The organism is Mesorhizobium sp. 113-1-2 (assembly GCF_016756475.1).
Taxonomy (GTDB): domain Bacteria; phylum Pseudomonadota; class Alphaproteobacteria; order Rhizobiales; family Rhizobiaceae; genus Mesorhizobium; species Mesorhizobium loti_C.
This window is the reverse complement of sequence record NZ_AP023242.1, coordinates 410,704-433,316: the sequence shown is the minus strand read 5'-3', so window position 1 is coordinate 433,316 and position 22,613 is coordinate 410,704. Positions and strand designations below refer to the sequence as shown.

21 protein-coding genes and 1 riboswitch are annotated in these 22,613 nt (G+C 62.7%); of the genes, 5 read left to right on the top strand and 16 right to left on the bottom strand.

Annotation, left to right across the window (positions count from 1 at the left end; genetic code table 11):
• Positions 1-115: 115 nt before the first annotated feature.
• On the bottom strand, positions 116-1,216 hold the full coding sequence (locus JN279_RS01950) for a hybrid-cluster NAD(P)-dependent oxidoreductase (protein WP_202351851.1): 1,101 nt from the start codon (positions 1,214-1,216) through the stop codon (positions 116-118).
• A gap of 22 nt (positions 1,217-1,238) precedes the next feature.
• Entirely contained in the window at positions 1,239-2,486 is a 1,248-nt protein-coding gene (locus JN279_RS01945; RefSeq protein WP_202351850.1) for an aromatic ring-hydroxylating oxygenase subunit alpha, read from the bottom strand.
• 116 nt (positions 2,487-2,602) lie between these two features.
• A riboswitch (cobalamin riboswitch) is annotated at positions 2,603-2,803 on the bottom strand.
• 495 nt (positions 2,804-3,298) lie between these two features.
• Here JN279_RS01945 and JN279_RS01940 point away from each other — a divergent pair.
• The 3 genes from JN279_RS01940 (at position 3,299) to JN279_RS01930 (ending at position 4,090) form a co-directional block, all read left to right on the top strand.
• Positions 3,299-3,496 (top strand): DUF680 domain-containing protein, encoded by a 198-nt coding sequence (locus tag JN279_RS01940; RefSeq protein WP_096452817.1) that lies wholly within the window; start codon positions 3,299-3,301, stop codon positions 3,494-3,496.
• A 73-nt stretch (positions 3,497-3,569) separates the two neighbouring features.
• Positions 3,570-3,782, top strand: a complete 213-nt coding sequence (locus JN279_RS01935) for a DUF680 domain-containing protein (protein ID WP_096452819.1) — start codon at positions 3,570-3,572, stop codon at positions 3,780-3,782.
• A 68-nt stretch (positions 3,783-3,850) separates the two neighbouring features.
• Complete coding sequence (locus tag JN279_RS01930) at positions 3,851-4,090, top strand: DUF680 domain-containing protein (RefSeq protein WP_096452821.1); 240 nt, start codon at positions 3,851-3,853, stop codon at positions 4,088-4,090.
• Positions 4,091-4,193: 103 nt separating this feature from the next.
• Here JN279_RS01930 and JN279_RS01925 read toward each other — a convergent pair whose 3' ends face one another.
• The 5 genes from JN279_RS01925 to JN279_RS01905 all read right to left on the bottom strand — a co-directional run bounded on the left by JN279_RS01925 (position 4,194) and on the right by JN279_RS01905 (position 10,735).
• Positions 4,194-5,306 (bottom strand): ABC transporter ATP-binding protein, encoded by a 1,113-nt coding sequence (locus JN279_RS01925; protein ID WP_202351849.1) that lies wholly within the window; start codon positions 5,304-5,306, stop codon positions 4,194-4,196.
• Positions 5,307-5,335: 29 nt separating this feature from the next.
• Entirely contained in the window at positions 5,336-7,000 is a 1,665-nt protein-coding gene (gene bglA / locus JN279_RS01920; RefSeq protein ID WP_202351848.1) for a beta-galactosidase BglA, read from the bottom strand.
• A gap of 4 nt (positions 7,001-7,004) precedes the next feature.
• On the bottom strand, positions 7,005-8,159 hold the full coding sequence (locus tag JN279_RS01915; protein ID WP_096452827.1) for a carbohydrate ABC transporter permease: 1,155 nt from the start codon (positions 8,157-8,159) through the stop codon (positions 7,005-7,007).
• A gap of 1 nt (position 8,160) precedes the next feature.
• A complete protein-coding gene (locus JN279_RS01910; protein ID WP_096452829.1) occupies positions 8,161-9,174 on the bottom strand; it encodes a carbohydrate ABC transporter permease in 1,014 nt (337 codons plus the stop codon).
• A gap of 205 nt (positions 9,175-9,379) precedes the next feature.
• Positions 9,380-10,735, bottom strand: a complete 1,356-nt coding sequence (locus tag JN279_RS01905) for an ABC transporter substrate-binding protein (protein ID WP_202351847.1) — start codon at positions 10,733-10,735, stop codon at positions 9,380-9,382.
• Between the two features lie 121 nt (positions 10,736-10,856).
• Here JN279_RS01905 and JN279_RS01900 point away from each other — a divergent pair, with 121 nt between their 5' ends.
• Both JN279_RS01900 and JN279_RS01895 read left to right on the top strand, forming a co-directional pair.
• On the top strand, positions 10,857-11,081 hold the full coding sequence (locus JN279_RS01900; protein ID WP_202351846.1) for a hypothetical protein: 225 nt from the start codon (positions 10,857-10,859) through the stop codon (positions 11,079-11,081).
• 16 nt (positions 11,082-11,097) lie between these two features.
• On the top strand, positions 11,098-12,120 hold the full coding sequence (locus tag JN279_RS01895; protein ID WP_096458348.1) for a substrate-binding domain-containing protein: 1,023 nt from the start codon (positions 11,098-11,100) through the stop codon (positions 12,118-12,120).
• A 26-nt stretch (positions 12,121-12,146) separates the two neighbouring features.
• Here JN279_RS01895 and JN279_RS01890 read toward each other — a convergent pair whose 3' ends face one another.
• The 9 genes from JN279_RS01890 to JN279_RS01850 all read right to left on the bottom strand — a co-directional run bounded on the left by JN279_RS01890 (position 12,147) and on the right by JN279_RS01850 (position 22,605).
• Positions 12,147-13,592, bottom strand: a complete 1,446-nt coding sequence (locus JN279_RS01890) for a S8 family serine peptidase (RefSeq protein WP_096452833.1) — start codon at positions 13,590-13,592, stop codon at positions 12,147-12,149.
• Positions 13,582-14,250 carry an anti-sigma factor gene (locus tag JN279_RS01885; protein ID WP_202351845.1) on the bottom strand — a complete coding sequence of 223 codons (669 nt, stop codon included), beginning with the start codon at positions 14,248-14,250 and terminating at the stop codon, positions 13,582-13,584. Before JN279_RS01885 ends, JN279_RS01890 begins: the two co-directional genes overlap by 11 nt.
• The gene (locus JN279_RS01880) at positions 14,247-14,813 is read right to left on the bottom strand and encodes a sigma-70 family RNA polymerase sigma factor (RefSeq protein WP_096452837.1); all 567 of its coding nucleotides are present in this window, start codon (positions 14,811-14,813) and stop codon (positions 14,247-14,249) included. The genes JN279_RS01885 and JN279_RS01880 overlap by 4 nt, the downstream gene beginning before the upstream one ends.
• A gap of 121 nt (positions 14,814-14,934) precedes the next feature.
• A complete protein-coding gene (locus JN279_RS01875) occupies positions 14,935-15,774 on the bottom strand; it encodes an alkaline phosphatase family protein (RefSeq protein WP_096452839.1) in 840 nt (279 codons plus the stop codon).
• Positions 15,775-15,858: 84 nt separating this feature from the next.
• Complete coding sequence (locus tag JN279_RS01870; protein WP_096452841.1) at positions 15,859-17,445, bottom strand: ABC transporter substrate-binding protein; 1,587 nt, start codon at positions 17,443-17,445, stop codon at positions 15,859-15,861.
• A gap of 108 nt (positions 17,446-17,553) precedes the next feature.
• The gene (locus JN279_RS01865; protein ID WP_096452843.1) at positions 17,554-19,209 is read right to left on the bottom strand and encodes an ABC transporter ATP-binding protein; all 1,656 of its coding nucleotides are present in this window, start codon (positions 19,207-19,209) and stop codon (positions 17,554-17,556) included.
• The gene (locus JN279_RS01860; RefSeq protein WP_096452845.1) at positions 19,209-20,033 is read right to left on the bottom strand and encodes an ABC transporter permease; all 825 of its coding nucleotides are present in this window, start codon (positions 20,031-20,033) and stop codon (positions 19,209-19,211) included. Before JN279_RS01860 ends, JN279_RS01865 begins: the two co-directional genes overlap by 1 nt.
• A gap of 9 nt (positions 20,034-20,042) precedes the next feature.
• Complete coding sequence (locus tag JN279_RS01855) at positions 20,043-21,002, bottom strand: ABC transporter permease (RefSeq protein ID WP_096452847.1); 960 nt, start codon at positions 21,000-21,002, stop codon at positions 20,043-20,045.
• 16 nt (positions 21,003-21,018) lie between these two features.
• Complete coding sequence (locus JN279_RS01850) at positions 21,019-22,605, bottom strand: ABC transporter substrate-binding protein (RefSeq protein ID WP_096452849.1); 1,587 nt, start codon at positions 22,603-22,605, stop codon at positions 21,019-21,021.
• Positions 22,606-22,613: the final 8 nt, after the last annotated feature.

The window sequence follows — 22,613 nt, the reverse complement described above, 5'->3', positions numbered from 1 at the left end:
CCGGCAGGAACGCTTCCACTGACAACGCCTGTAAACGCTCGGTTCTTCGTTGGCAAGGCAAGCGGTGCCGGCAAGACGTCGGCCGTTTTGGGGGAACAGCTGGATCGCGAACCGTTCACGCCTCGATTTCGAGAGCCGACAGCGGCTTCGAGCAACAGGCGAGGATGAAGCCGTCGTCGATCTCGTGATCGAGGATGCCGCCATTGTGGCTCATTTCGACGGCGCCGGAGACTTTCTTCACCTTGCAGGTCCCGCACAGGCCGAACTCGCAGGCCGCCGGAATCCGCACGCCCGAAGATCGCGCGGTCTGCAGGACGGTCTGGCCGGCGACGCACTCGGCGTCGACGTCCGAAAGCGCGAAGCGGATCGGTGTTTTGGCTTCGACCGGAACGGCAGCATCGTCTTCAGCCGGCAATGCGAACGGCGCCTGGATTTCCTCCACCGCGGGCGCGGCAAAGCTCTCCTGGTGGTATTTCGTCATATCGAAGCCGGCGGCGTCCAGCATGCCGCGCACGGCGCGCATGAAGGGATCCGGACCGCAGCAGAAGATCTCGCGTTCGCGGAAATCGGGCGCCAGCAGCGGCAACCGGATGGCGTCGATGCGGCCCATATGGCCGTACCAGCCCTCGCGGCTCGACCGCTCCTCGATCATGAAGCCGAGCGACAGGCCCGGCATATGGCCGCCGAGCAGTTCGAGCTCCTTGCGGAAGATGATCTCTTCGGCGCGCCGCGCGCAGTTGACGAAGCCGACATCAGTCCATGGCGCGCAATCGTTCAGCCAGCGCAGCATCGACATCATCGGCGTCACGCCGGAACCGGCGGAGATGAACAGATATTTGGCCGCCGGGTGGCTGTGCAGCGAAAAATCGCCGGCCGGCCCGTAGGCCTTGACGTGGGAACCTGGCTTCAGATTATCGAACATCCAACGCGTACCGATACTGCCGGCCTGCGCCTTCACCGTCACGGCGATCGAGAACGGCCGCGACGGCGAGGACGACAGCGTATAGGTGCGCATCAGCGGCCCATCCGATGTCGGCAGTTCCAACGTCACGAACTGGCCTGGCTTGTAGCGGAACCAGGTCTGGTTATCGGAGCGAAAGGTGAAGGTCTTGACGTCAGGCGCCTCGTCGCTGACGCCGATCACTTCCAGCACCTGCAGCCTGTCGTTCCAGGGCGCCATCTGGTCGAGATGGCGATAGAGCCCAAGATCCGTCATCGCATTCATCCCTCAACCTCTCTCAAGCAACGCTGCGCAGGGCCGGCCGGCCATCGTCGGCAAGGCGCGGGCCGATGAAACGGGCGTACCAGTCGACGAACTGGATCACGCCGCCCTCGTGCAGCTCCGAATAAGGACCGGGTTCATAGGCAGGCGACAGGATGCCGAAGGCGTTTTCCTCGACGATGCGGCGGTCCTGGTCGTTGGTCTCGGTCCAGACATGGGTGAGTTCGGCAAGATCGTAATCGATGCCCTCGACCGCATCCTTGTGCACCAGCCATTTGGTCGTCACCGCCGTTTCCGTGGCGCTGATCGGCAGCACGCGGAAGGTGACGGCATGGTCGATGAGGATATGGTTCCAGGTCGTCGGGTAGTGATAGTGCATCAACGTGCCGATACGGTCGGCGGAGACCGTGTCGGAGAGGTTCTTCTTCACCGCCCGCTTGCCGTTCATCGTGTAGCTGACCGCGTCGCGCAGCAGCGGCGCCCTTGTGGCGCGGTATTGCCCGGCCGGGTCGATGCGGAACTTGCTCGGCAGGCCGGCCGCCTCACATTTGGCCCAGTGCGCCAGCATCTCCGGATCGCTGTCGGCGCCTTGCACGCCGGTCACAGTCGGTGCTTCCGGGAAGGTCTTGCACAGTTCCGGGTGATTACCGGCGCAATGGTAGCACTCGCGGTTGTTTTCCCAGACGAGCTTCCAGTTGCCCTTCTCGACGATCGTGCTCTCGAAGGCGATCTTTGCTTCGCCGAGCCGGTGCGGCTTGAGATAGGGTTCGATCATCGCCCGCATCGGCGCGAAGTCGGCGGGTACCTTGGCCAGGCAGATGAAGATATAGCCGGCCACGCTTTCGCAGGCGACCGGCTTCAGGCTGAACTGGCTCTTGTCGAAACCGTCGGCCATCTGGCGGGCAAACAGCAGCCTTCCGTCCAGCTCATAGGTCCACTGGTGATAGGGGCAGACCAGCTTGGCGGCCGTGCCCTTGTCGGTGTTGCAGACACGGCTGCCGCGATGGCGGCAGGAATTGTGGAAGGCGTTGATCTTGCCCTGCTGATCGCGCACCAGCACGACCGGATAGTCGCCGATCTGCACGGTGATGAAACTGCCGGGCTTCGGCAGTTCGCAATCATGGCCGACGAACAGCCAGTCGCGATACCAGATCAGCTCCATGTCGAGCTTGAAGAAATCGGGATCCGTGTAGAAGGGCTGCTCCAGCGAGAAGCCCTCTCTGCGGCTGTTCAAGAGCCTCAGCATATCGTTGCGCGCATCCATGTCCTGTCCTCTTCTATTTAAGGACTGACTATGGTGGTGATTGAGGAAGGATCGGACGCAGGCCGGCGAAAGCCGGGCATGCGCCATCCGCCTCTTGACCGCCCACCGCGATCAGTCGAGTCTAGATATCTCGGGCTGGTTTCCGGGCTCTGGAGTGTCCTTGCGGACGGTCGCGACACCTTCCCAGGCTCTCGCCCAGTGGTCTCCCGTTGCGACTTGAACTCCACCACCGTTGCGGGGGCAGCGCCGGACTTTGACCGGCTTCCCAATTCTCCGCCTCGTCGTCACGAAGCGGCACCTGAGATGCCATGATCTAATCACGACAGCGTTTGCGACATCGGCATGAAAGCGACATCGCATCCATGTGGCGCGACACGCATGCGCAATGATCGGGTCAAGCACAGCGGTCACGAAAAATCGTTTTCGTTGACGGCAGTGCCCGCCGTCAGAATCGGTCCGGAATGGGCGCCTAAAAGGTTAACGGTTTCGAAAAGTGACTATTAGCAGATTCTAAAATCGAACCGAACGGTTCGTTTCTGTTGACGGTGCGTGCAGGACGGTGTGAACGCTGAGGCTTCGATACAGTTGGTGATCGCAGCGCTGGTTTCACCTAACATGCTGATATCAAAGAGTGAAATATCTGACGTAGAAGGCCATGGTACAATTTCAAGTGGTGGATTCTTGGTCCACGGCAAACAACTTCGTGATTGGAAACGGCTAGCTGGCTTTCCCACATCGGGCCTGTCCGAACGACGCGATTTTAATCCCAAGACACGCCGCTAGACGGACAGAAAAATACTGGAGTACCAAAAATGAAAAAGATTGTTCTCACTGCCGTCGCCCTTCTGGCCATTTCCGGCAGCGCCTTCGCTGGTAGCGACCACTATGGTTCGAATGCCGCTGCAGCAACGGCTGTCGACAGCCAGCACACCGCTTCGACCAAGAAGTCGGAGCCGGCTGCTCAGGCGCCGGTCCAGGGTGCTGACCGCAACCTCTTCGGCAACAACTAACAGCCGATCCCGGCCAATGGCGGGTTTTTCGCCTCGCCGCTCTGGCCGACCTCAAGAAATTCAGGAGACTCGAATGAAGAAGATCATCATTGCTGCCGCCGCCGTTCTGGCCATTTCCGGCAGCGCTTTCGCCGGCAGCGACAACTATGGCTCCAATGGCGCCAACCAGCCTGCTGCTGCTTCGAACGACAGCTCGTACACCGCTTCGATCAAGAAGTCGGCTCCGGCCACTCAGGCGCCTGCGCAGCAGGGCGCTGACCGCAACCTTTTCGGCAACAACCAATAGCCGGTTCGCAGCGGGACGGTGGGCGTGCCCACTGTCCCGGCGAAATCCAGAAATTCAGGAGACTTGAAATGAAGAAAATCATCCTTGCCACCGCCGCCGTTCTGGCCATCTCCGGCAGTGCTTTCGCCGGCAGCGACAATTATGGCTCCAATGCCGCCAACCAGCCTGCCGCGACTTCAGTTGACAACTCGCGTACGGCTTCGATCCGCGACAGCGGTTCGCCCGTCTACAAGTTGCTCAATTCGTCGGGCGACGCGCAGAAGTCGGCGCCTCAGGGCAGCGACCGGAACCTCTTCGGCAACCACTAAGAGCTGAAGCTAATCTTCCAAAAAAGAGCGGCGGGCTTGGCCCGCCGCTCTTTTTGTGTCGCCTCGACCCGGCAGGACTCTCGACCCAGCAAGACTGGCGGCCTCAGGCCGCTTTTGCTTCCGGCTTCTGCAGCGCGAAGGAATGTCCGTCCGCATCGAAGATATGCAGGTCCTCGGCATTGGCACTCAGCCGCAGCGTCGAACCGCGCTTGACCTCGACATTGCCAGGCAGCTTGGTCACCAGCGGCAGGTCAGCGCGGCCGATGTCGACATAGACAAGCTGGACCTCGCCGAGTTGCTCGACATAGTCGACCGTTCCCTCGAACAGATAGTCCACGCCGGTGGCGACCATGAGGTCTTCCGGCCGCACGCCGAAGCTGACCGCCGCACCCTTCGCCGAGGCGGGCGTCGTGATCGGCACCGTCGCCTTGCGCCCACCGACATGGCTGACGACGGTCGGGTTTCCGGTCTTGTCGATGGTCGCTGGCAGGATGTTCATGGCCGGCGAGCCGATGAACTGGGCAACGAACAGATTGCCGGGCTTCTTGTAGAGGTCCATCGGCGTGCCGACCTGTTCGATATGGCCGTCCTTAAGCACCACGATGCGGTCGGCCAGAGTCATTGCCTCGACCTGGTCGTGGGTGACGTAGATCATGGTCGTGGCGGGCATCGATTCCTTCAGCTTCGCGATCTCGATGCGGGTGGCGACGCGCAGGGCGGCGTCGAGGTTCGACAGCGGCTCGTCGAACAGGAACACTTTCGGATTGCGCACAATGGCGCGGCCGATGGCGACGCGCTGGCGCTGCCCGCCCGACATCGCCTTGGGCAGCCGGTCGAGATATTTGGTCAACTGCAGGATTTCCGCCGCCTGGCGCACGCGGCGGTCGATCTCGGCCTTGTTCTCCTTGCCGATCTTCATCGAGAACGCCATGTTGTCGTAGACGGTCATGTGCGGATAGAGCGCATAGGACTGAAACACCATGGCGATGCCGCGCTTGGACGGCGGCACATCGTTTACGACCTCACCAGCGATCTTGAGTTCGCCGGAGGTGATTTCCTCAAGCCCGGCGATCGACCGCAGCAAGGTCGACTTTCCGCAGCCCGACGGGCCGACGAAGACGATGAACTCACCCGATTTGATATCGAGGTCGATGCCGTGGAGAATGTGCAGGTTGCCGTAGGATTTCTTCACTTGTCTCAGATTGACATCGGCCATTGGTTTCCTCCCAGTGATGTCTCAAAAATTCAGTCGATCCGTCCGAACCAGGCGCCGTAACCGCCGAGCTCGATCGGACCGGGGCTCGCCTGCCCGGAAAACCCGTGTCCTGGCAAAGGTTGCAGTGATCGGTTGCCAAGGTCAACCTTGGCCGGCTTGGCGCCGAGGTTGAAGACGCAGACGACCTGCTCATTGCCGGCGCGGCGGGTGAAGGCGACAGTGTCGCCCTCGCTTTCGATGAAGGTGATGTCGCCCTTGGCCAGTGCCGGATGGGCGCGGCGGAAGGTCAGGAAGCGCCTGTAGTGCTCGAGCAGCGAAGCCTGATCGCCCTGCTGGACATTGACCGCCTGCGCCAGATGCTTGGCCGGCACCGGAAGCCAGGGCTTTGCCTGGGAGAAGCCGCCATTCTTGGCGTCGCCATCCCAGACCATCGGTGTGCGGCAGCCGTCACGGCCTTTGAATTCCGGCCAGAAACGGATGCCATAGGGATCCTGCAGATCCTCGAAACGCAGTTCGGCTTCGCCGAGCCCGAGCTCTTCACCCTGGTAGAGGCAGACCGAGCCGCGCAGCGACATCAGCAAGGCTGAGATAACCTTGAGATAGGCGATGGGATCCGCTTCGCCGGCGGCCCAGCGCGAGGCCGGGCGCATCACGTCATGGTTGGAAAAAGCCCAGCACGACCAGCCGTCGCTGGCGACCTTGCCGAACGCTTCGAGCACCGATCGGACCTTGTCCGCGCTGATCTTTTCCGGCGCCAGGAAGTCGAAGGAATAGCACATGTGCACGCGCTTGCCGCCGGCGGTATAGGCTGCCACTACTTCGAGCCCGCGCTGCGAATCGCCAACCTCGCCGACCGCTGCGGTCGCCGGATATTCGTCGAGCAGCGCGCGGAAGCGTTCGAGGAAGCCGAGGTTTTCCGGGCGGCTCTTGTCGTAGATATGGTCCTGGTAATTGTAGGGATTGACCGCCGGCGCGGTCTGGTCGTTGCGCTCTTCCGGCGGCAGCGGCGGGTTGTTTTCCAGGCCCTGGCTGTGGAAGTAGAAATTGATCGTGTCGAGGCGGAAGCCGTCGACGCCGCGCTCCAGCCAGAAGCGGGTGACCTCGAGCAGCGCGTCCTGGACTTCGCGGTTGTGGAAGTTGAGGTCGGGCTGCTCGGCCAGGAAATTGTGCAGATAATATTGCTGGCGGCTGGTGTCCCACTGCCAGGCCGAGCCGCCGAAGATCGACAGCCAGTTGTTGGGCGGCGCGCCGTCGGGCCTGGCGTCCGCCCAGACATACCAGTCTGCCTTAAGATTGCCGCGGCTCGACCGGCTTTCCTTGAACCACGGATGGCTGTCGGCCGTATGCGACAGCACCTCGTCGATCATCACCTTGAGGCCGAGCCGGTGCGCCTCCGCCGTCAGCGCGTCGAAATCGGCCAGCGTGCCGAACATCGGATCGACGTCGCAATAGTCCGAGACGTCGTAGCCGAAATCCTTCATCGGCGATTTGAAGAAGGGGGAGATCCAGATCGCATCCGCACCGAGCGCGGCGATGTAGGGGAGCCGTTGAATGATGCCCTTGAGATCGCCGATGCCGTCGCCGTTCGAATCCTGGTAGCTGCGCGGATAGATCTGGTAGATCACCGCGCCCCGCCACCAGTCGCGATCGATGGCGAGGTCAGGGTTCGAACTGGCTTTCAAAGCGGATTGCATGGTCTCAGCCTCCTTTCACCGAGCCGGCAAGCAGCCCGCGGACGAAATAGCGCTGCAGCGAGAAGAAGACGATCAGCGGCACGATGATGGTGATGAAGGCCGATGTCGTCAGGATCTCCCAGTTGCCGCCGCGAGAGCCGAGCAGCGCGTTGAGCTTGGCCGTCAACACGATCTGGTCGGGTGCCGTACCAAGGAAAACCATCGCCACCAACAGATCGTTCCATACCCACAGGAATTGGAAGATGGCGAAGGAGGCCAGCACCGGGAAGGACAGCGGCAGCACGATCTTGACGAAGATCTCGAAGTCGCTGGCGCCGTCGATGCGGGCCGATTCCATGATCTCGCGCGGCAGGCCGGCAATATAGCTCCTCAGCAGATAGATGGCGAAAGGCAGGCCGAAGCCGGTATGCGCCAGCCATATGCCGAGATAGGTCTTCGACGGGACGCCGAAGAACGCACCGACATTGTTGTAGAGCTTGAGCAGCGGGATCAGCGACATCTGCAGCGGCACGACCAGGAGGCCGATGATGACCGCAATCAGCAGCGCCCGGCCGGGAAAGCGCATCCAGGCCAGTGCGTAGGCGGCAAAGGCGGCGATCAGGATCGGGATGACAGTCGCCGGTATGGTGACGGTCAGCGAATTCATGAACGAGCGGCCGATGCCTTCCGAAAACAGCACGGTATCGTAGTTCTCGGTGGTGAATTTCGGCGGCGCCGACGAGGCATAGTAGAGGCGCTGGCCGCGGTCGCCTTCGAACGCCTTCGGCGAGGCCATGACGAAACTGCCATCGGCATTGACCTGCAGGGTCACGCCGTCACCGAGGTCTGCCGATGTGCCGGCCGGATATTGTGTGGGGGCCGCTGCTTTGACGCCGAAGGCGCTGATATTGCGCTTGGCGCCGTCGCCGAAGATGTTGCCCTCGAGGACGAACTTGCCGTCCTTCTGGGTCTGCGCCGAGGCGGACGGCAGGCGCCCGGCCTCGGTCTGGCTGGAGCTGGAGAACGAGTTCCACCAGCCCGAGGCGACGATCTGGTCCTTGTCACGCAGCGACGAGACCAGGATGCCGAGTGTCGGAATGGTCCAGATGGCAACGAAGACCAGCACCGCTATGTGGACGCCGAAACGGCTGGCGAAGGAATTTCCGGTCGCGACGGCCATCTCAGTGTCCTCCCGTCTCTTTGTTCGCCTGGCGGATGTTCCAGACCATGATCGGGATGACCGCGATCATGATGATGATGGCGATTGTTGCGCCGCGGCCGAAATCGCCGCCACCGCGGAACATCCAGTCGAACATCAGATTGGCCAGCACCTGGCTGTTCCACTGGCCGTTGGTCATGGTCAGCACGATGTCGAACACTTTCAGCACCAGAATGGTGATCGTGGTCCACACCACCGCGATGGTGCCCCAGATCTGCGGCACCATGATCTTCCAGAAGATCTGGAACGGATTGGCGCCGTCGATGACGGCGGCCTCCAGTGTCTCCTCCGGAATACCGCGCAGCGCCGAGGACAGGATGACCATGGCAAAGCCGGTCTGGATCCAGATCAGGATGATCATCAGGAAGAAATTGTTCCAGAACGGCAGCGATATCCACACCTGCGGCTGGCCGCCGAAGTGCTGGATGATGGCGTTGAGCAGGCCGATCTGCACCTGGCCCTCGCCGCGATATTCGTAGATGAACTTCCAGATCACGCTGGCGCCGACGAACGAGATGGCCAGCGGCAGGAAGATCAGGCTCTTGGCAATCGTGCCCCACCAGATCTTGTCGGTGAGCACGGCGATGATCAGGCCGAGGAAGGTACAGGCGGCCGGCACCACTGCCAGCCAGAGCAGATTGTTCAGAATCGAGCGTCGGAGATCTGGATCACGTAAAGCCCACTCGTAATTGGCGAGCCCAACGAAACTGGTGCCGCCGCGGTCGAGGAAAGAGAGCCACAATGTCGCGATCACGGGGTAGATCAGGTAGATGGTGAGAATGATCAGCGCCGGACCGACGAACAGCCATGGCCGCACCAGGCCCTGCCGACGCAGATTGTTGATGGCAGCCGTGCCGGAGACCCCGCGTGAAGGGAAGGTCAGGTCGAGCAGTTTGTTGGCGCCCCAAAAATAGGCGACACAGCCGCCGACGCCGATGATGATGACGAATATGGCCGAGAAAATCTGAGCCGCCATGGGTCCCTCTCCCTGCGCATGATCAGCCAGGCTTGGAACGGCCTTGGCGATGTGGCGATGCGCCGATTCAGTTAATCGGAACGAGCGAACGCAAATCGGTCCGGCGTGCAGCGCCGGGCGGATCCGGGCCGACACGGCCCGGATCCAGTCTGTGGATCAGGAAGTTTCCAACCGCAGCCGAAGCGGCTGCTTACTTGCCAGCTGGCTACTTGATGGCGTCCCAGCTCTTCTGGATGTCGGTGGCCACATCCTGGGCGGATTTGCCGCCGACCAGATCGATCATGCCGGTCCAGAATGAGCCGGCGCCGACCTTGCCGGGCATCAGGTCCGAACCGTCGAAGCGGACCGTCGTCGCTCCGACCAGGATCTCGCCCTGCTTCTTCAGCGCATCGCTGCCATAGGCGTCCTTGTTGGCACCCTTGAAGGGCGTGACAAAGCTCTTCTGCGCCATCCACAATTCATGGGCGAGCGGCATCTCGAGGAACTTGATGAATTCGCGCGAAGCCTTGGAATCCTTGGTGATCATCACCAGCGTTCCGGCGACTTCCAGCGGCGTGCCAAGTTCCGGCTTGGAGGCGTAGGGCGGGTAGGGGAAGAAGTCCGCATCCTGGCCGAGCTTTACGCCCTCCGGAAAGAAGGAGGGGATGAACGATGCCTGATGGTGCATGTAGCACTTCGGCGGCACGGTAAAGAGGCCCTTCGGGCTGTCGCGGAAGTCGGTCGCGGCCACCGCCTTGGCGCCGCCATCCACCATCTTGTCGTCGGTGGCGATCTTGCCGAAGATGTCGATGGCGTTGACCACTGCCGGATCGGTGAACGGAATCTCGTTCTTTGTCCACTTGTCGTAAACTTCGGGCGGCTGCGTCCTGAGCATGATGTCCTCGACCCAGTCGGTCGCCGGCCAGCCGGTCGCGCCGCCGGAGCCAAGCCCGATGCACCATGGCTTGCCGCCATCGGCGATGATCTTCTTTTCGAGCTCGGCCAGTTCCTCCTGGGTCTTCGGCACCTTGTAGCCGGCTTCCTGGAAATTGTCAGGCGAGTACCAGACCAGACCTTTCACGTCGATCTTGTAGGGAAAGGCATAGAAAGCCGACTTGCCGTCCTTGCCCGTATAGGTGCCGAGTTTGGCCCAGGAGTCGCCGGCGGCGTAGTTCTCCTTGATCCAGGCGGCGACGTCGTCGCCCAGCGGGGTCAGCACGCCTTTGGAAGCGAGGTCCTGGATCAGGCCCGGCTGCGGCAGGACGGCGATGTTCGGCGGGCTGCCGGCCTGGGTGTCGATGACAATCTGCTGCTCGTAATTTTCGGATGAGGAGTATTTCACCTCCGCCCCGGTCGCCTCGGAGAAATAATCGAGCACCGAACGGACAAGCGTCTCATCCTCGCCGCGCCACGGCCCGAAGATGGTCAGCGTCTCGCCCTTGAGATCGACTTTCTTGAGGTCTTCAAAATTCGCCCAGTGAAACTTCGGATCCTCGCCCGGCTTGAACTTCAGTTCAGCATGCGCGGGGGCGCCAAGGGCGAGCGCACCAAACGCAACACCCAGCAAAAGCATTTTCTTCATCGGTATTCCTCCCAGTGGGTCACATACACCGGACGGAACCTCCATTCCGCCCGCCGACGCCGCAGGACTGTGACTCAGTCGCAAGGGAACCGCAACCTTTCGAAGAGTCTTCCAAAGCGCTTTGGCTTTTTCGATCACGCCATTGAATCATCCGGAAGTCAAGAGGCTCGGTAAACTAATCGATTTAATTTTGCGAATTTGTGAGCTGAAAAGTGCAGCGCAGCATGCTTTTTGGCAGCGCAACAGCAATTTTCTGTTTCAAACCGGCCTCAACCCCGACTATGGTCGTCCCGATGCCGTCGCGCCCTTGCGGCACTTGGGTCGATTCAACTTAAAAGCGCTTTGAGGGAATGGAGGCCGTTGTGAACCTCAAGCAGCTCGCGCAAATGCTGGCGCTCTCCCAGACTACGGTAAGCCGGGCACTGAACGGCTATCCGGAGGTCAACGAGGAGACGCGCAGGCGCGTCATGGATGCCGCCAAGCGCCATGGCTATCGCCCCAATCCGAGCGCGCGGCGGCTGGCGACCGGCAAATCCGGCATGATCGGCTATGTCCTGCCGACGGGGGCGGCCGTCGACATCGACCCGCATTTCGTCGAGTTCCTCTCCGGTCTCGGCGACTATGCCCGCTCGCACGAGCTTGATCTCGTGCTGTCGCCGGCCGACGCTGACGACCAGGAGACGACCTATCGGCGCATCGTCGCCAACCGGCAGGTCGATGCCGTCTACATCTCTTCGCCGAGGCCGCGGGACAGTCGGGTGTCGCTGGTCAGCACGCTCGGCATTCCTTTCCTCGTCCATGGTCGCAGCGAAGGCTTCGACTTCGACTATCCCTATCTCGACATCGACAATGAGGGTGCTTTCCACGAGGCGGCGCGCCTGCTGGTGCAACTCGGCCACCGGCGGCTGGCGCTGATCAATGGCGACGACCGCGAGACATTCGCCATCCATCGCGAGCGCGGCGTGCGCCGGGCGCTTGCCGCAAGCGGGCTGACCTTGGGCGAACGCCACGTCTGCTCCGTGGTCATGACCGAGGAGAACGGCTATCGGGCCACCAGGCGTCTGCTGGAGGAGAGCGATGCGCCGACAGCGATCGCCTGTTCCAGCTTGATCATGGCGCTGGGCGTCGTGCGCGCGGTGCGCGACCTCGGCCTGACGATTCCCGGCGACGTGTCGTTGATCGCCCATGACGACGTCTTTCCCTGGCTGAAGCCGGAGAATTTTTCCGTGCCGCTGTCGACGACGCGCTCGTCGATCCGCCTTGCCGGCGCCCGCGTCGCCGAACGGCTGGCCGCGCGGATATCGGGACTGGAAGAAGGCGCTCGCGGCGAAGTCTGGCCGGTCGATCTGGTGGTGCGCGGCTCGGTCGCCGGCGCGCCGGCGTAGCTAGGCAGGCTGATAGCGGCAGACAACTACTTCGCCGCGTCCGCCGCCTTGATGTCCAGCAGCCCATAGCCGAAATCATTGTCGCGCCCCTTCGGGCCGAGATCTTTCGCCGTTGCCGCCAGTGCTTTCTCGATGTCGTCGGCCGAGCGGTCGGGCGAAGCATGGAGGAGATTGGCGATGGCGCCGCTGACAATCGCCGCTGCGAACGAGGTGCCGGTGACCACGTCCGAGCCGGCGCCGCTTGGCGCCACCATCTCGACGCCGGGCGCCGAGATGAAGACATAGGCGCCGCGATTAGCTTGCGGCATCAATCCGTCCTTTGCGTCTGTTGCGGTCACCGCGATGACGCCGTCGAAGGCTGCCGGGTAGCCATAGGGCGCCTTTGGCCCGTTATTACCGGCGGCGGCGACCAGCACCATGCCGAGTGCCCTTGCATTGCGGCAGGCGGCGCCGAGCAAATCGTTCTTCGGCCCGACGAAGCTCATATTGATAATGCTGACATTTTGCTCCGCCGCCCAGTCGAGCGCCGACAGGATGACATCCATGGTCGACTTGCCACCCTCGAAGGCGCGGGCGTGATAGATCCTGGCGCCCGGCGCCATGCCTTCCAGCGTGCCGACGCCGGCGATCAGCCCGTCAACCGAAGTGCCGTGGTCGCGCTTCTCGATCGGCACGTCGGGCATGGCATCGAACTGCGCGGCGATGACGCCGGCCAGTGCCGGATTGGCGTCGTCGATGCCGGTGTCGATGACGGCAACCCTGACGTTTTCGCCGCTGGCCTGCTTGGAATCGAGTTCGATGCGGCCGAAGGCATAGTTCACGATGCCCGCGGCCTGCTGCAGTGTATAGATATGATTGGGTTCGCGCCGCTGGGTGCGCCCGTCTGCGGCAAGCTGCGCCAGCACGACGCCGACGGGACGGCCGTCGGGAATGCCGAAGCGCACCAAAGTGGTGCCGAGCAGGCGGGACTGGCGCTGCGAGCGCACTTCAAGGCCGAAGGAGGCAGCGATCTGCTGCACGGCACCGGCATCGCCGTCGACGGTCACCAGCACCTCGTCGGGCACGAACTCGCCGGCCACCGCGCGCGGCGGCTGAACGGCAAAGAGATCGGTCGGCGAGATGATCGGACCGCCGGCCGGCGGGCCGGCCTGGTTGTTGCCGGGTGGCGTCGCCGGTTCTGGCCGTGGCGTCGGCACCGGTGCCGGAGGCGCGACCGGATTGGGAAACAGGTCGACGATCAGGGCGGGAAGAAAGACGGTGCCGGCCTGGGCAGGACCCGCACCGCCGGCATTGTCGCTGGCGCCGCTGCCGTCCTTGGCGCAGTTGGCGCCGGCGGCATTGGTGCCGTTGCGGCAGTCGATTTTCGTCTGGTCGCTGTTAGCGGCGTTGGTCTGTGCCGACGCAGGCACGGCGGCGATTGTCATCGCCGCCGCAAGGATTGCCGCAAATCGAAGGGCCGCCTCAGCCGCCATCAGCCGGTTTCCTTCCCTCGATCACAGTGTCCGCGAACGGCTGGGCAGCAATAAGGCTAAGCTGCTTGGCGTAATCGGCCGCGTTGATCGCGGGAACGCCGAGCCGGAACACGCCGTCGGCGGTCGGGCCACCGATGACCTTCAGACCGTTGCTGCCGAGGAATACCGAAATGTCCGATATCTTTGCATCCGGTTTGAACTTGACCAGCGCGAACGGCATTTTGGCCAGATCGTCTTGCGCGCCAGCAATCTCGAAATCCTTGCCTTTGCCACCGGGCTGAACCAGGGACTGCACCGCGATCAGCGCCAGCAGGACGGCGGCCGCTGCCCAGGCGACGCCGACCGGCACCGCCATGAAGCGGCCCCAGGCCTGCGTCAGCCAGGACGAGCTTGCTGGCTTGCGTGCGGGTCCGGCCTCGGCATCGAGCGCCCTGGCGAAGCGGCTGAGCGCATCGGCGGGCGGGCGGATGGCTTCATTGGCGGCCGACGTGCCGGAGAACTCGGCCTCGGCTTCCCCAAGGGCTGCCATCGCCGCCGGATCAGTCGCCAGCCATTCCTCGACAGCTTCGAGGTCGGAACCTTCCAGCGAGCCGTTCAGATAGAACGGGAGCAGCGTTTCCATTTCGTCGCGGCGCGACATCTTTTCAGCGGCGCTCATGGCCACCCCCTGTCGTAACCGGCGGCCTTGAGGGCCTCGCCGAGTTTCTTGCGGGCGTAGAACATCCGGGTCTTGACGGTCGCGACCGGGATGGCGAGCACCTCGCCGATCTCGGTCACCGATTGCCCGTGATAATAGGCGAGGTCGATCACCGTGCGATGCTCTTCGGGCAAGGCGTCGATGAAGCGGCGCAAGGCGGCGGCCTTGTCCTCTTTCATCGTGACGACCTCCGGCGTGTCGGCGCCGTCGGGCACCGCGGCGGCGGCCTCGTCGTCGATCCAGTCTTCCTTCTTCTTGCGCAGCAGCGACAACGCCTTGAACCGGGCGATGCCGAGCAGCCATGTCGAGACTTCGGAGCGCCCTTCGAAGCCTGGCGCCTGGCGCCACAGTTCGAGGAACACCTCGTTCGCGATATCGTCAGCCATCATTTCCGATCCCGTCTGGCGCGCCACGAAGCGGTAGACCCGCGCGTGGTGACGCATGAACAGGAGCCGAACGGCGGCACGGTCGCCCTTCGCGACCCGGTCGACTAGCGCGCGATCGGTATCCGTCGCTGCCGTCATGGCCGGTCGAGCCGCCTGGCTCCTGTCTGCTCTGTCGCTGATCGGTCCAAAAAGGTTCATCCTCCGCCAAGGAATTTGCGGAGGCTAACCGAAGAAAGGGGAGGTTGCCAGAGCCGCCGGCTCAACTCAAGAAAGGCTTCGCCTTCATCGTCGCCGGAATAGCCACACCCAGCCGGCTCAGCACCGTCGGCGCCAGCTGCAGCTGGTCGAGCAGCGTATTGCCCTCGGGACCTTGCGCAGGGCCGAAATAATACAGCGCGAAATCCTGCATCTCGTCGTCGTGGCCGCCATGGTGGCCGCGGTCGGTCTGGCCGTGATCGGCGGTGACCATGACCTCGTAGCCGGCCGCGATCCAACCCGGCAGGAAGGCCGCCAGCATGCCGTCCATCGCATAGACGGCATGGTCCATCTCGTGGCAGTCGTGACCGAAGCGATGGCCCATCGAATCCAGCGTGCAGGTGTGCAGGATGCCGTAGTCGATGCCGTGGCGTTTGGTCAGCATGGTCAGCGTCGCGAACAGATCGACATCGCTCGGCGTCATCTGGTTGCGGGCGTTGTAGCCGGTCATGGTGTGGAAGCGGCCATGCGTGATCGGCTCGCCGGGCTCGTCATACTCGATGTCCTCGACCAGATCGAACGGATAGGACCGGAAGAATTCCGACCAGTAGGAGTGGGTCACCGCCCCGGTCTTGCCGCCGGCCTTGCTGACCTCCGAGAAGATGTCCGGTTGCCTGACGCGAAAACGGTTCTCGTTGGAAAGGATGCCGTGCACCTGCGGCGACACGCCGGTGTGGATGGAGGCGTAGCAGCAGGCCGAGGTCGACGGCAGCACCGAGCGCATCTTCCACACCCGCGCCTCGCCCGATTGTACCCAGCCTTCGAGATTGCCCATCAGCCGGCGCCAGTTCCGGTAAGGTACGCCGTCGAGGATGATCAGCAAAAGCTTGGATTGGAGCGCCATGGGCTGTTTCCCCGCGATTGTCCGTTGAAACGAGAGCGCCGCGTGTCGCACGGACACGCGGCGCCTGTCAGTGTCAGCTCGAAGCTAGGCGTTTAGCCAGCATTCGTTCAATGCATAGCCGTCCATCATTTCGCCATTTGGGTTCTTGACGTAGCCACTGATCTTGTTGGTGGCGGCAGCGTCGATGAACTGGTTGAAGAACGGCACGATCAGTCCGCCTTCGTCGCGCATCAGCACCGCCATGTCATGGTAGATCGCCTTGCGTTTGGCCTGGTCGAGTTCGGCGCGGGCGGTGAACAGCATCTTATCGAATTCCGGCCGCTTGAAGCGGGTGTCGTTCCAGTCGGCGGTCGAGACATAGCCGGTGGAATACATCTGGTCCTGCGTCGGCCGGCCGCCCCAGTAGGAGAGCGAGAAGGGCTGCTTGTTCCAGACTTCCGACCAGTAGCCGTCGCCGGGTTCGCGCTTGATCTCGATCTTGATGCCGGCCTTGGCAGCGCTCTGCTGGTAAAGCTGCGCGGCATCGACGGCGCCCGGGAAAGCGACGTCGGAGGTGCGCAGCAGGATCGAACCGCTATGGCCCGACTTCTTGTAGGCCGCGGCCGCCTTTTCCGGATCGAACTTGCGCTGCTCGATGGCTGTAAACAATGGATAGGCTTCGTTGATCGGGAAGTCGTTGCCGACCGAGCCGTAGCCGCGCAGGATCTTCTCCAGCAGTTCGTCGCGGTCCATGGCGAGCTTCAGCGCAATTCTGAGGTCATTGTTGTCGAACGGCGCCGTGTCGCAGAACATATTGAACGGATAGTAGCCACGGCCCGAGACGTTCTCGATTGTGACACCGGGAATGCGCTTGACCAGGTCGACGACCTTTGGCTCGACGCGGTTTATCATGTGCACCTGGCCGCCTTGCAGCGCGGCCAGCCGCGCCGTCGCGTCATTGATGACGACGATCTCGACCTGGTCGGCGTGGCCTGCCTTGTCGCCGCGCCAGTAATTGGCGAAGCGCTCGCCGCCATGGCGCACGCCGGGCTGGTTGACGGTGACCTTGTAGGGGCCGGCGCTGATGCCGGCATTCGGATTGTCCTTGCCGCCATTCGGCTGGATGACGAGATGGTAGTCGGCCATCAGATAGGGGAAGTCGGCATCGGCGTCGCCCAGTGTGACGACCACTTCCTTGCCGCTCGGCTTGATGCCTTTGATGTTCTTCAGCACGCCCAGCGCGCCCGACTTCGACTTCTCGTCGGCGTGACGTTCGAGCGTGGCCGCGACGTCTTCGGCGGTCACGGTCTTGCCATTGTGGAATTCAATGCCGTCGCGCACCTTGATCGTCCAGGTCTTGGCGTCGGCGGAAGCGCCGATCTCCTCGGCGATGAGGTTCTCCACGCCGCCATCCGGCTTGAGGCGAACCAGGAATTCACCCCACTGCTTGCAGAAACTGAAAGTGACCTGGCTGAGGTTCAGCGCCGGGTCGAGGCTGTTGGTCGACTCGCCGCCCTGCAGGCCGGCCTTGAGGATGCCGCCCTTGACCGGCGTCTGTGCGAAGGCTTTCCCGGCCAGCGTCGTTGCCAGTGCGGCCGACACACCCAGAGCCGCCGTGCGGCCAAGGAAATCGCGACGCGATATCCGGCCCTGGCCGGCGAGATCGGCGAGATGGTCGAGTTCAGTCTTCATGTCCTACCCCTTGTTGAAAACAACGTCACGAGCAGCGCCCGTCCGCAAGGACGTGTGGCGCTTTAGTGTTGCATACCGATGACGAAAGCCGCCTCTGACCAGCGGTCGCTAGTTCCCGGCGCTGGCCATGCGCCGTCCCTTGATCGCCTTTTCCAGCCAGCCGATCTCCATCTCCGGGACCGACGACAGGAGAAGGTCGGTGTAGTCATCGAAGGGCGGGGTCAGTACCTTGCTCTTCGGCCCATAGCGCACCACTTCGCCGCGATACATCACCGCGATCGAATCGGCGATCGACTTCACCGTGGCAAGGTCGTGGGTGATGAACAGATAGGCGACGTTCTCCTCCTTCTGCAACTCGAGCAGCAGCTCCAGGATGCCGTGCGCGACCAGCGGGTCGAGCGCCGACGTTACCTCGTCGCAGATGATCAGCTTGGGCTTGGCGGCGAGCGAACGGGCAATGCAGACACGCTGCTTCTGGCCGCCGGAAAGCTCGGCCGGGTAGCGGTCCGAAAAGCCTTTGCCCATCTCGATCTTGTCGAGCAGCTCGGCAACGCGCCGGTCGCGTTCCTTACCGCGTATGCCGAAATAGAATTCGAGCGGCCGGCCGATGATGGTACCGACGGTCTGGCGCGGGTTCATCGCCACATCCGCCATCTGATAGATCATCTGCAACTGGCGCAGATCTTCTTTCGGCCGGTCGGCCAGCCGGTTAGCCAGCGGGCGCCCGTCGAAAGTGACGGTGCCTTCCTCTGGCGGCAGCAAACCGGTGATGGCGCGCGCCAGCGTCGACTTTCCGGAGCCGGACTCACCCACCACGGCCAGCGTCTGGCCGGGATAGATGTCGACCGAAACGTTCTTCAGCACCTTGATGTGGCTGCGGCCGTAGGCAGCGGTGACGTTCTTGACCGACAGGAACGGTGTGGTGCCGGGTTTCTGTTCGGCATGTTCGATCTCATGCACCGAGACCAGCGCATTGGTGTATTCCTGGCGTGGTTCCTTGATGATCTGCCTTGTGCCGCCCCATTCGACCAGTCGGCCATGGCGCAGCACCATGATCTCGTCGGAGACCTGGGCGACGACAGCAAGATCGTGGGTGATGTAGAGCGCCGCCACATGGGTGTCGCGGATCGCATCCTTGATCGCCGCCAGAACGTCGATCTGCGTCGTTACGTCGAGCGCCGTGGTCGGCTCGTCGAAGACGATCAGGTCCGGTTCCGAGCACAGCGCCATCGCCGTCATCACGCGCTGCAGCTGGCCGCCCGAAACCTGGTGCGGAAAGCGTTCGCCGATGGTTTCGGGGTTTGGCAGGCTGAGCTTCTTGAACAGCCCGACGGCGCGCTTCTCGGCCTCGGCGCGCGTCGCCGTGCCGTGCAGCAGAGTGGCTTCCACCACCTGATCCATCAGCTTGTGCGCCGGGTTGAAGGCCGCCGCCGCCGATTGCGCGACATAGCAGACCTCGCGGCCGCGCAGCTTGCGGAAACCTTCCTTGCCGCCCTTCAGGATATCGCGGCCGTTGAGGATGACCTCACCACCGGTGATCCGCACGCCGCCACGCCCATAACCCATGGACGACAGGCCGATGGTCGACTTGCCGGCACCGGATTCGCCGATCAGGCCCAGCACCTTGCCCTTTTCCAGCGTCAGCGAAACATCGTGCACCAGCACGATGTTCTTCGGCGGCTCGCCGGGCGGATAGACGGTGGCCTCGATGCGCAAATTGCGGATGTCGAGGAGCAGGCCAGGCTTCGCTTTGCTGTCGGCCATCACCCGCGTCCCCCCTTCAGGCTTGTCGTACGGTTAAGCACCCAGTCGGCGACGAGGTTGACCGAGATCGCCAGCATGGCGATCGCCGCCGCCGGGATCAATGCCGCCCCGATGCCGAAGACGATGCCGTCCTTGTTTTCCTTGACCATGCCGCCCCAGTCGGCATCCGGTGGCTGCACGCCAAGACCGAGGAAGGACAGCGTCGACAGGAACAGCACCGCATAGATGAAGCGCAGGCCGAGTTCGGAAACCAGCGGCGACAGCGCATTGGGCAGGATTTCGCGGAAGATGATCCAGGCGCTGCCTTCGCCACGCAGCTTGGCGGCTTCGACATAGTCCATGACATTGATGTCGACGGCCACCGCTCGCGACAGGCGATAGACGCGTGTCGAATCGAGAATGCCCATCACCATAATCAGCGTCACCAGGTTGGTCGGAAGCACCGACAACACGACCAGGCCCATGATCAGCGTCGGGATCGACATCAGGAGGTCGACGAGGCGCGACAGGATCGTGTCGAACCAGCCGCCGAACACCGCCGCCGAGAAGCCCAGTATGGCGCCGAGCGAGAACGACAGCGCGGTGGCCAGCACCGCGATGAACAAAGTGATACGGGCGCCGTAGATCATGCGTGACAAGAGATCGCGGCCGAGATTGTCGGTGCCCAGCCAATGCGCCGCCGACATCGGCTCCCAGACATCGCCGACGATCTCGGCATTGTCATGCGGAGAGATCCACGGCGCGAAGATCGCCGCCAGCACGAACAGTGCCGTCAGGATTATGCCGATCAGAGCGGGGATGGGGATGCGTTTGATATCGAGCATGCCCGCCCCCTATTTCGGATGTCTGAGGCGCGGATTGGCGATGATCGCCGCTATGTCCGCGATGATGTTGAGGCTGATGTAGACGGCGGCGAAGATCAGGCCGACGGCCTGCACCACCGGCACGTCACGCTTGGTGACGTGATCGACAAGATATTGTCCCATGCCGGGATAGACGAAGATCACCTCGACCACGACGACGCCGACGATCAGATAGGCGAGGTTGAGCATGACGACGTTGATGATCGGCGCGATGGCATTGGGGAAGGCGTGCTTGCGGATGACGTTGAAGGCCGACAGGCCTTTCAGTTCCGCCGTCTCGACATAGGCCGACTGCATGACATTGAGGATCGCCGCGCGCGTCATGCGCATCATGTGGGCGAGCACCACCAGCGTCAGCGCCGTCGCCGGCAGCGCGATCGCCTGCATCCGCTCACCGAACGGCATGCCGTCATAGACAGTCGAGATACCGGGAAAGATCTGCCACTTCACGGCGAAGAAGTAGACCAGCACATAGCCGATGAAGAATTCCGGGAAGGAGGTCGACGCGAGCGCCAGTCCGGAGATCAGCTTGTCGACCCAGCCATTGCGGTAACGCACCGCGATCAGGCCGAGGATGATCGCCAGCGGCACGGCCACGATCGCCGCCCAGAAGGCGAGGAACAACGTGTTCCACAGCCGGCCCTTGATCGAGGTGGCGATATCCTGGCCGCTCGACATGGCCGTGCCAAGGTTGCCGGTCAGCACGCCGCCGAGCCAGTGGAAATACCTGACATAGGCAGGGTCGTTCAGCCCGAGCTGCTCGCGCAGATTGGCGAGCGACTCCGGCGTCGCCGATTGTCCCAGAATGGCTTGCGCGACGTCGCCGGGCAGGATTTGCGTGCCGGCGAAGATCAGGACCGAAATGGCCAACAAAAGGAGGATGCCCAGCGCGATGCGCTGGGCAATTAGCTTCAAGATGGGTGAAGACATCTCTGCAAAGCCAGACTCAGGCCTGCAGCCAGCACTTCGCCAGGGCGTAACCGTTCATCAGTTCCTGATGCGGATCGTCCACCCAGCCATCGACCTTGGCGCCGGTGGCGTCGATGAACTGGTTGAACATCGGCAGGATCAGGCCGCCTTCGTCGCGCACCATGACGGCCATGTCGTGGTACATCTGCTTGCGCTTGGCCTCGTCGAGTTCGGCGCGCGCTGCCAGCACCATCTTGTCGAAGTCCGGGCGCTTGAAACGCGTGTCGTTCCAGTCGGCGGTCGATAGATAGGCGGTCGAGTACATCTGGTCCTGGGTCGAACGCCCGCCCCAATAGGAGGCGCAGAAGGGCTGCTTGTTCCAGACCTCGTTCCAGTAGCCGTCGCCGGGTTCGCGCTTAAGTTCGATCTTGATGCCGGCCTTGGCCGCGCTCTGCTGGAAGAGCTGCGAGGCATCGACCGCGCCGGGGAAGGCGACGTCGGAGGTCCTGAGCAGCACGGTGCCGTCATGGCCGGATTTCTTGTAGTGGAACTTGGCCTTGTCGGGATCGTACTTGCGCTGCTCGATCTCGGTGAACAGCGGATAGGACGAGTTGATCGGGAAGTCGTTGCCGAGCGAGCCATAGCCGCGCAGCACCTTGGTCAGCATCTCCTCGCGGTCGATCGCGAGCTTCAGCGCCATTCTGAGGTCGTTGTTGTCGAACGGCGCCGTGTTGCAATGCATGATGAAGACATAGTGGCCCGGACCCGCATGGTTGCGGATGGTCACGCCCGGCACGCGCTTGATCAGGTCGACGATCTTCGGCTCGACGCGATTGATCATGTTGACCTGGCCGCCCTGCAGGGCCGCCGTGCGCGCCGTCGCATCGTTGATGACGATGACTTCGATCTGGTCGGCATGGCCCATCTTGTCGCCCTGCCAGTAATTGGCGAAACGCTCGCCGCCATGGCGCACGCCGGGCTCGTTGGTCTTGACCACATACGGGCCGGCCGAGATGCCGGCGTCGGGCTTTTCCTTGCCGCCGTTCGGCTGGACGATCAGGTGATAGTCGCTCAGCAGGTAGGGAAGGTCGGCATTGGCCTCCTTCAGCGTCAGCACCACTTCCTTGCCGCTGGCCTTGATGGTCGCGATGCCCTTCATGTAGCCGAGCGCGCCGGATTTCGACTTCTCGTCCGAATGACGCTCGAGCGTGGCGGCCACGTCCTCGGCGGTCACGGTTTTGCCGTTGTGGAATTCGACCCCGTCGCGAATTTTCAGAGTCCAGGTCTTCGCATCGTCGGAGGAGCCGATCTCCTCGGCGATACGGTTCTCGAGCTTGCCGTCCGGCGAAAGCTCGACGATCATTTCGCCCCAGCACTTGCCGAAGGCGAACGGCACCTGCGTCATCATCAGCGCCGGGTCGAGGCTGTTGGTGGATTCACCGCCGACCAGGCCGGCCTTCAGCGTGCCGCCCTTGACCGGTCCTGCCGCCCGCGCCGCGCTTGAAAGCAGCGAGTTGGCGAAGGGCGCGGCGATGCCGAGCGCTGCCGCCCGGCCGAGAAAATCACGACGGCTCAGCTTGCCTGCTGCAACCCGCCGGCTAAGGAATTCCAGTTCGTTTGACATTTGAGTTC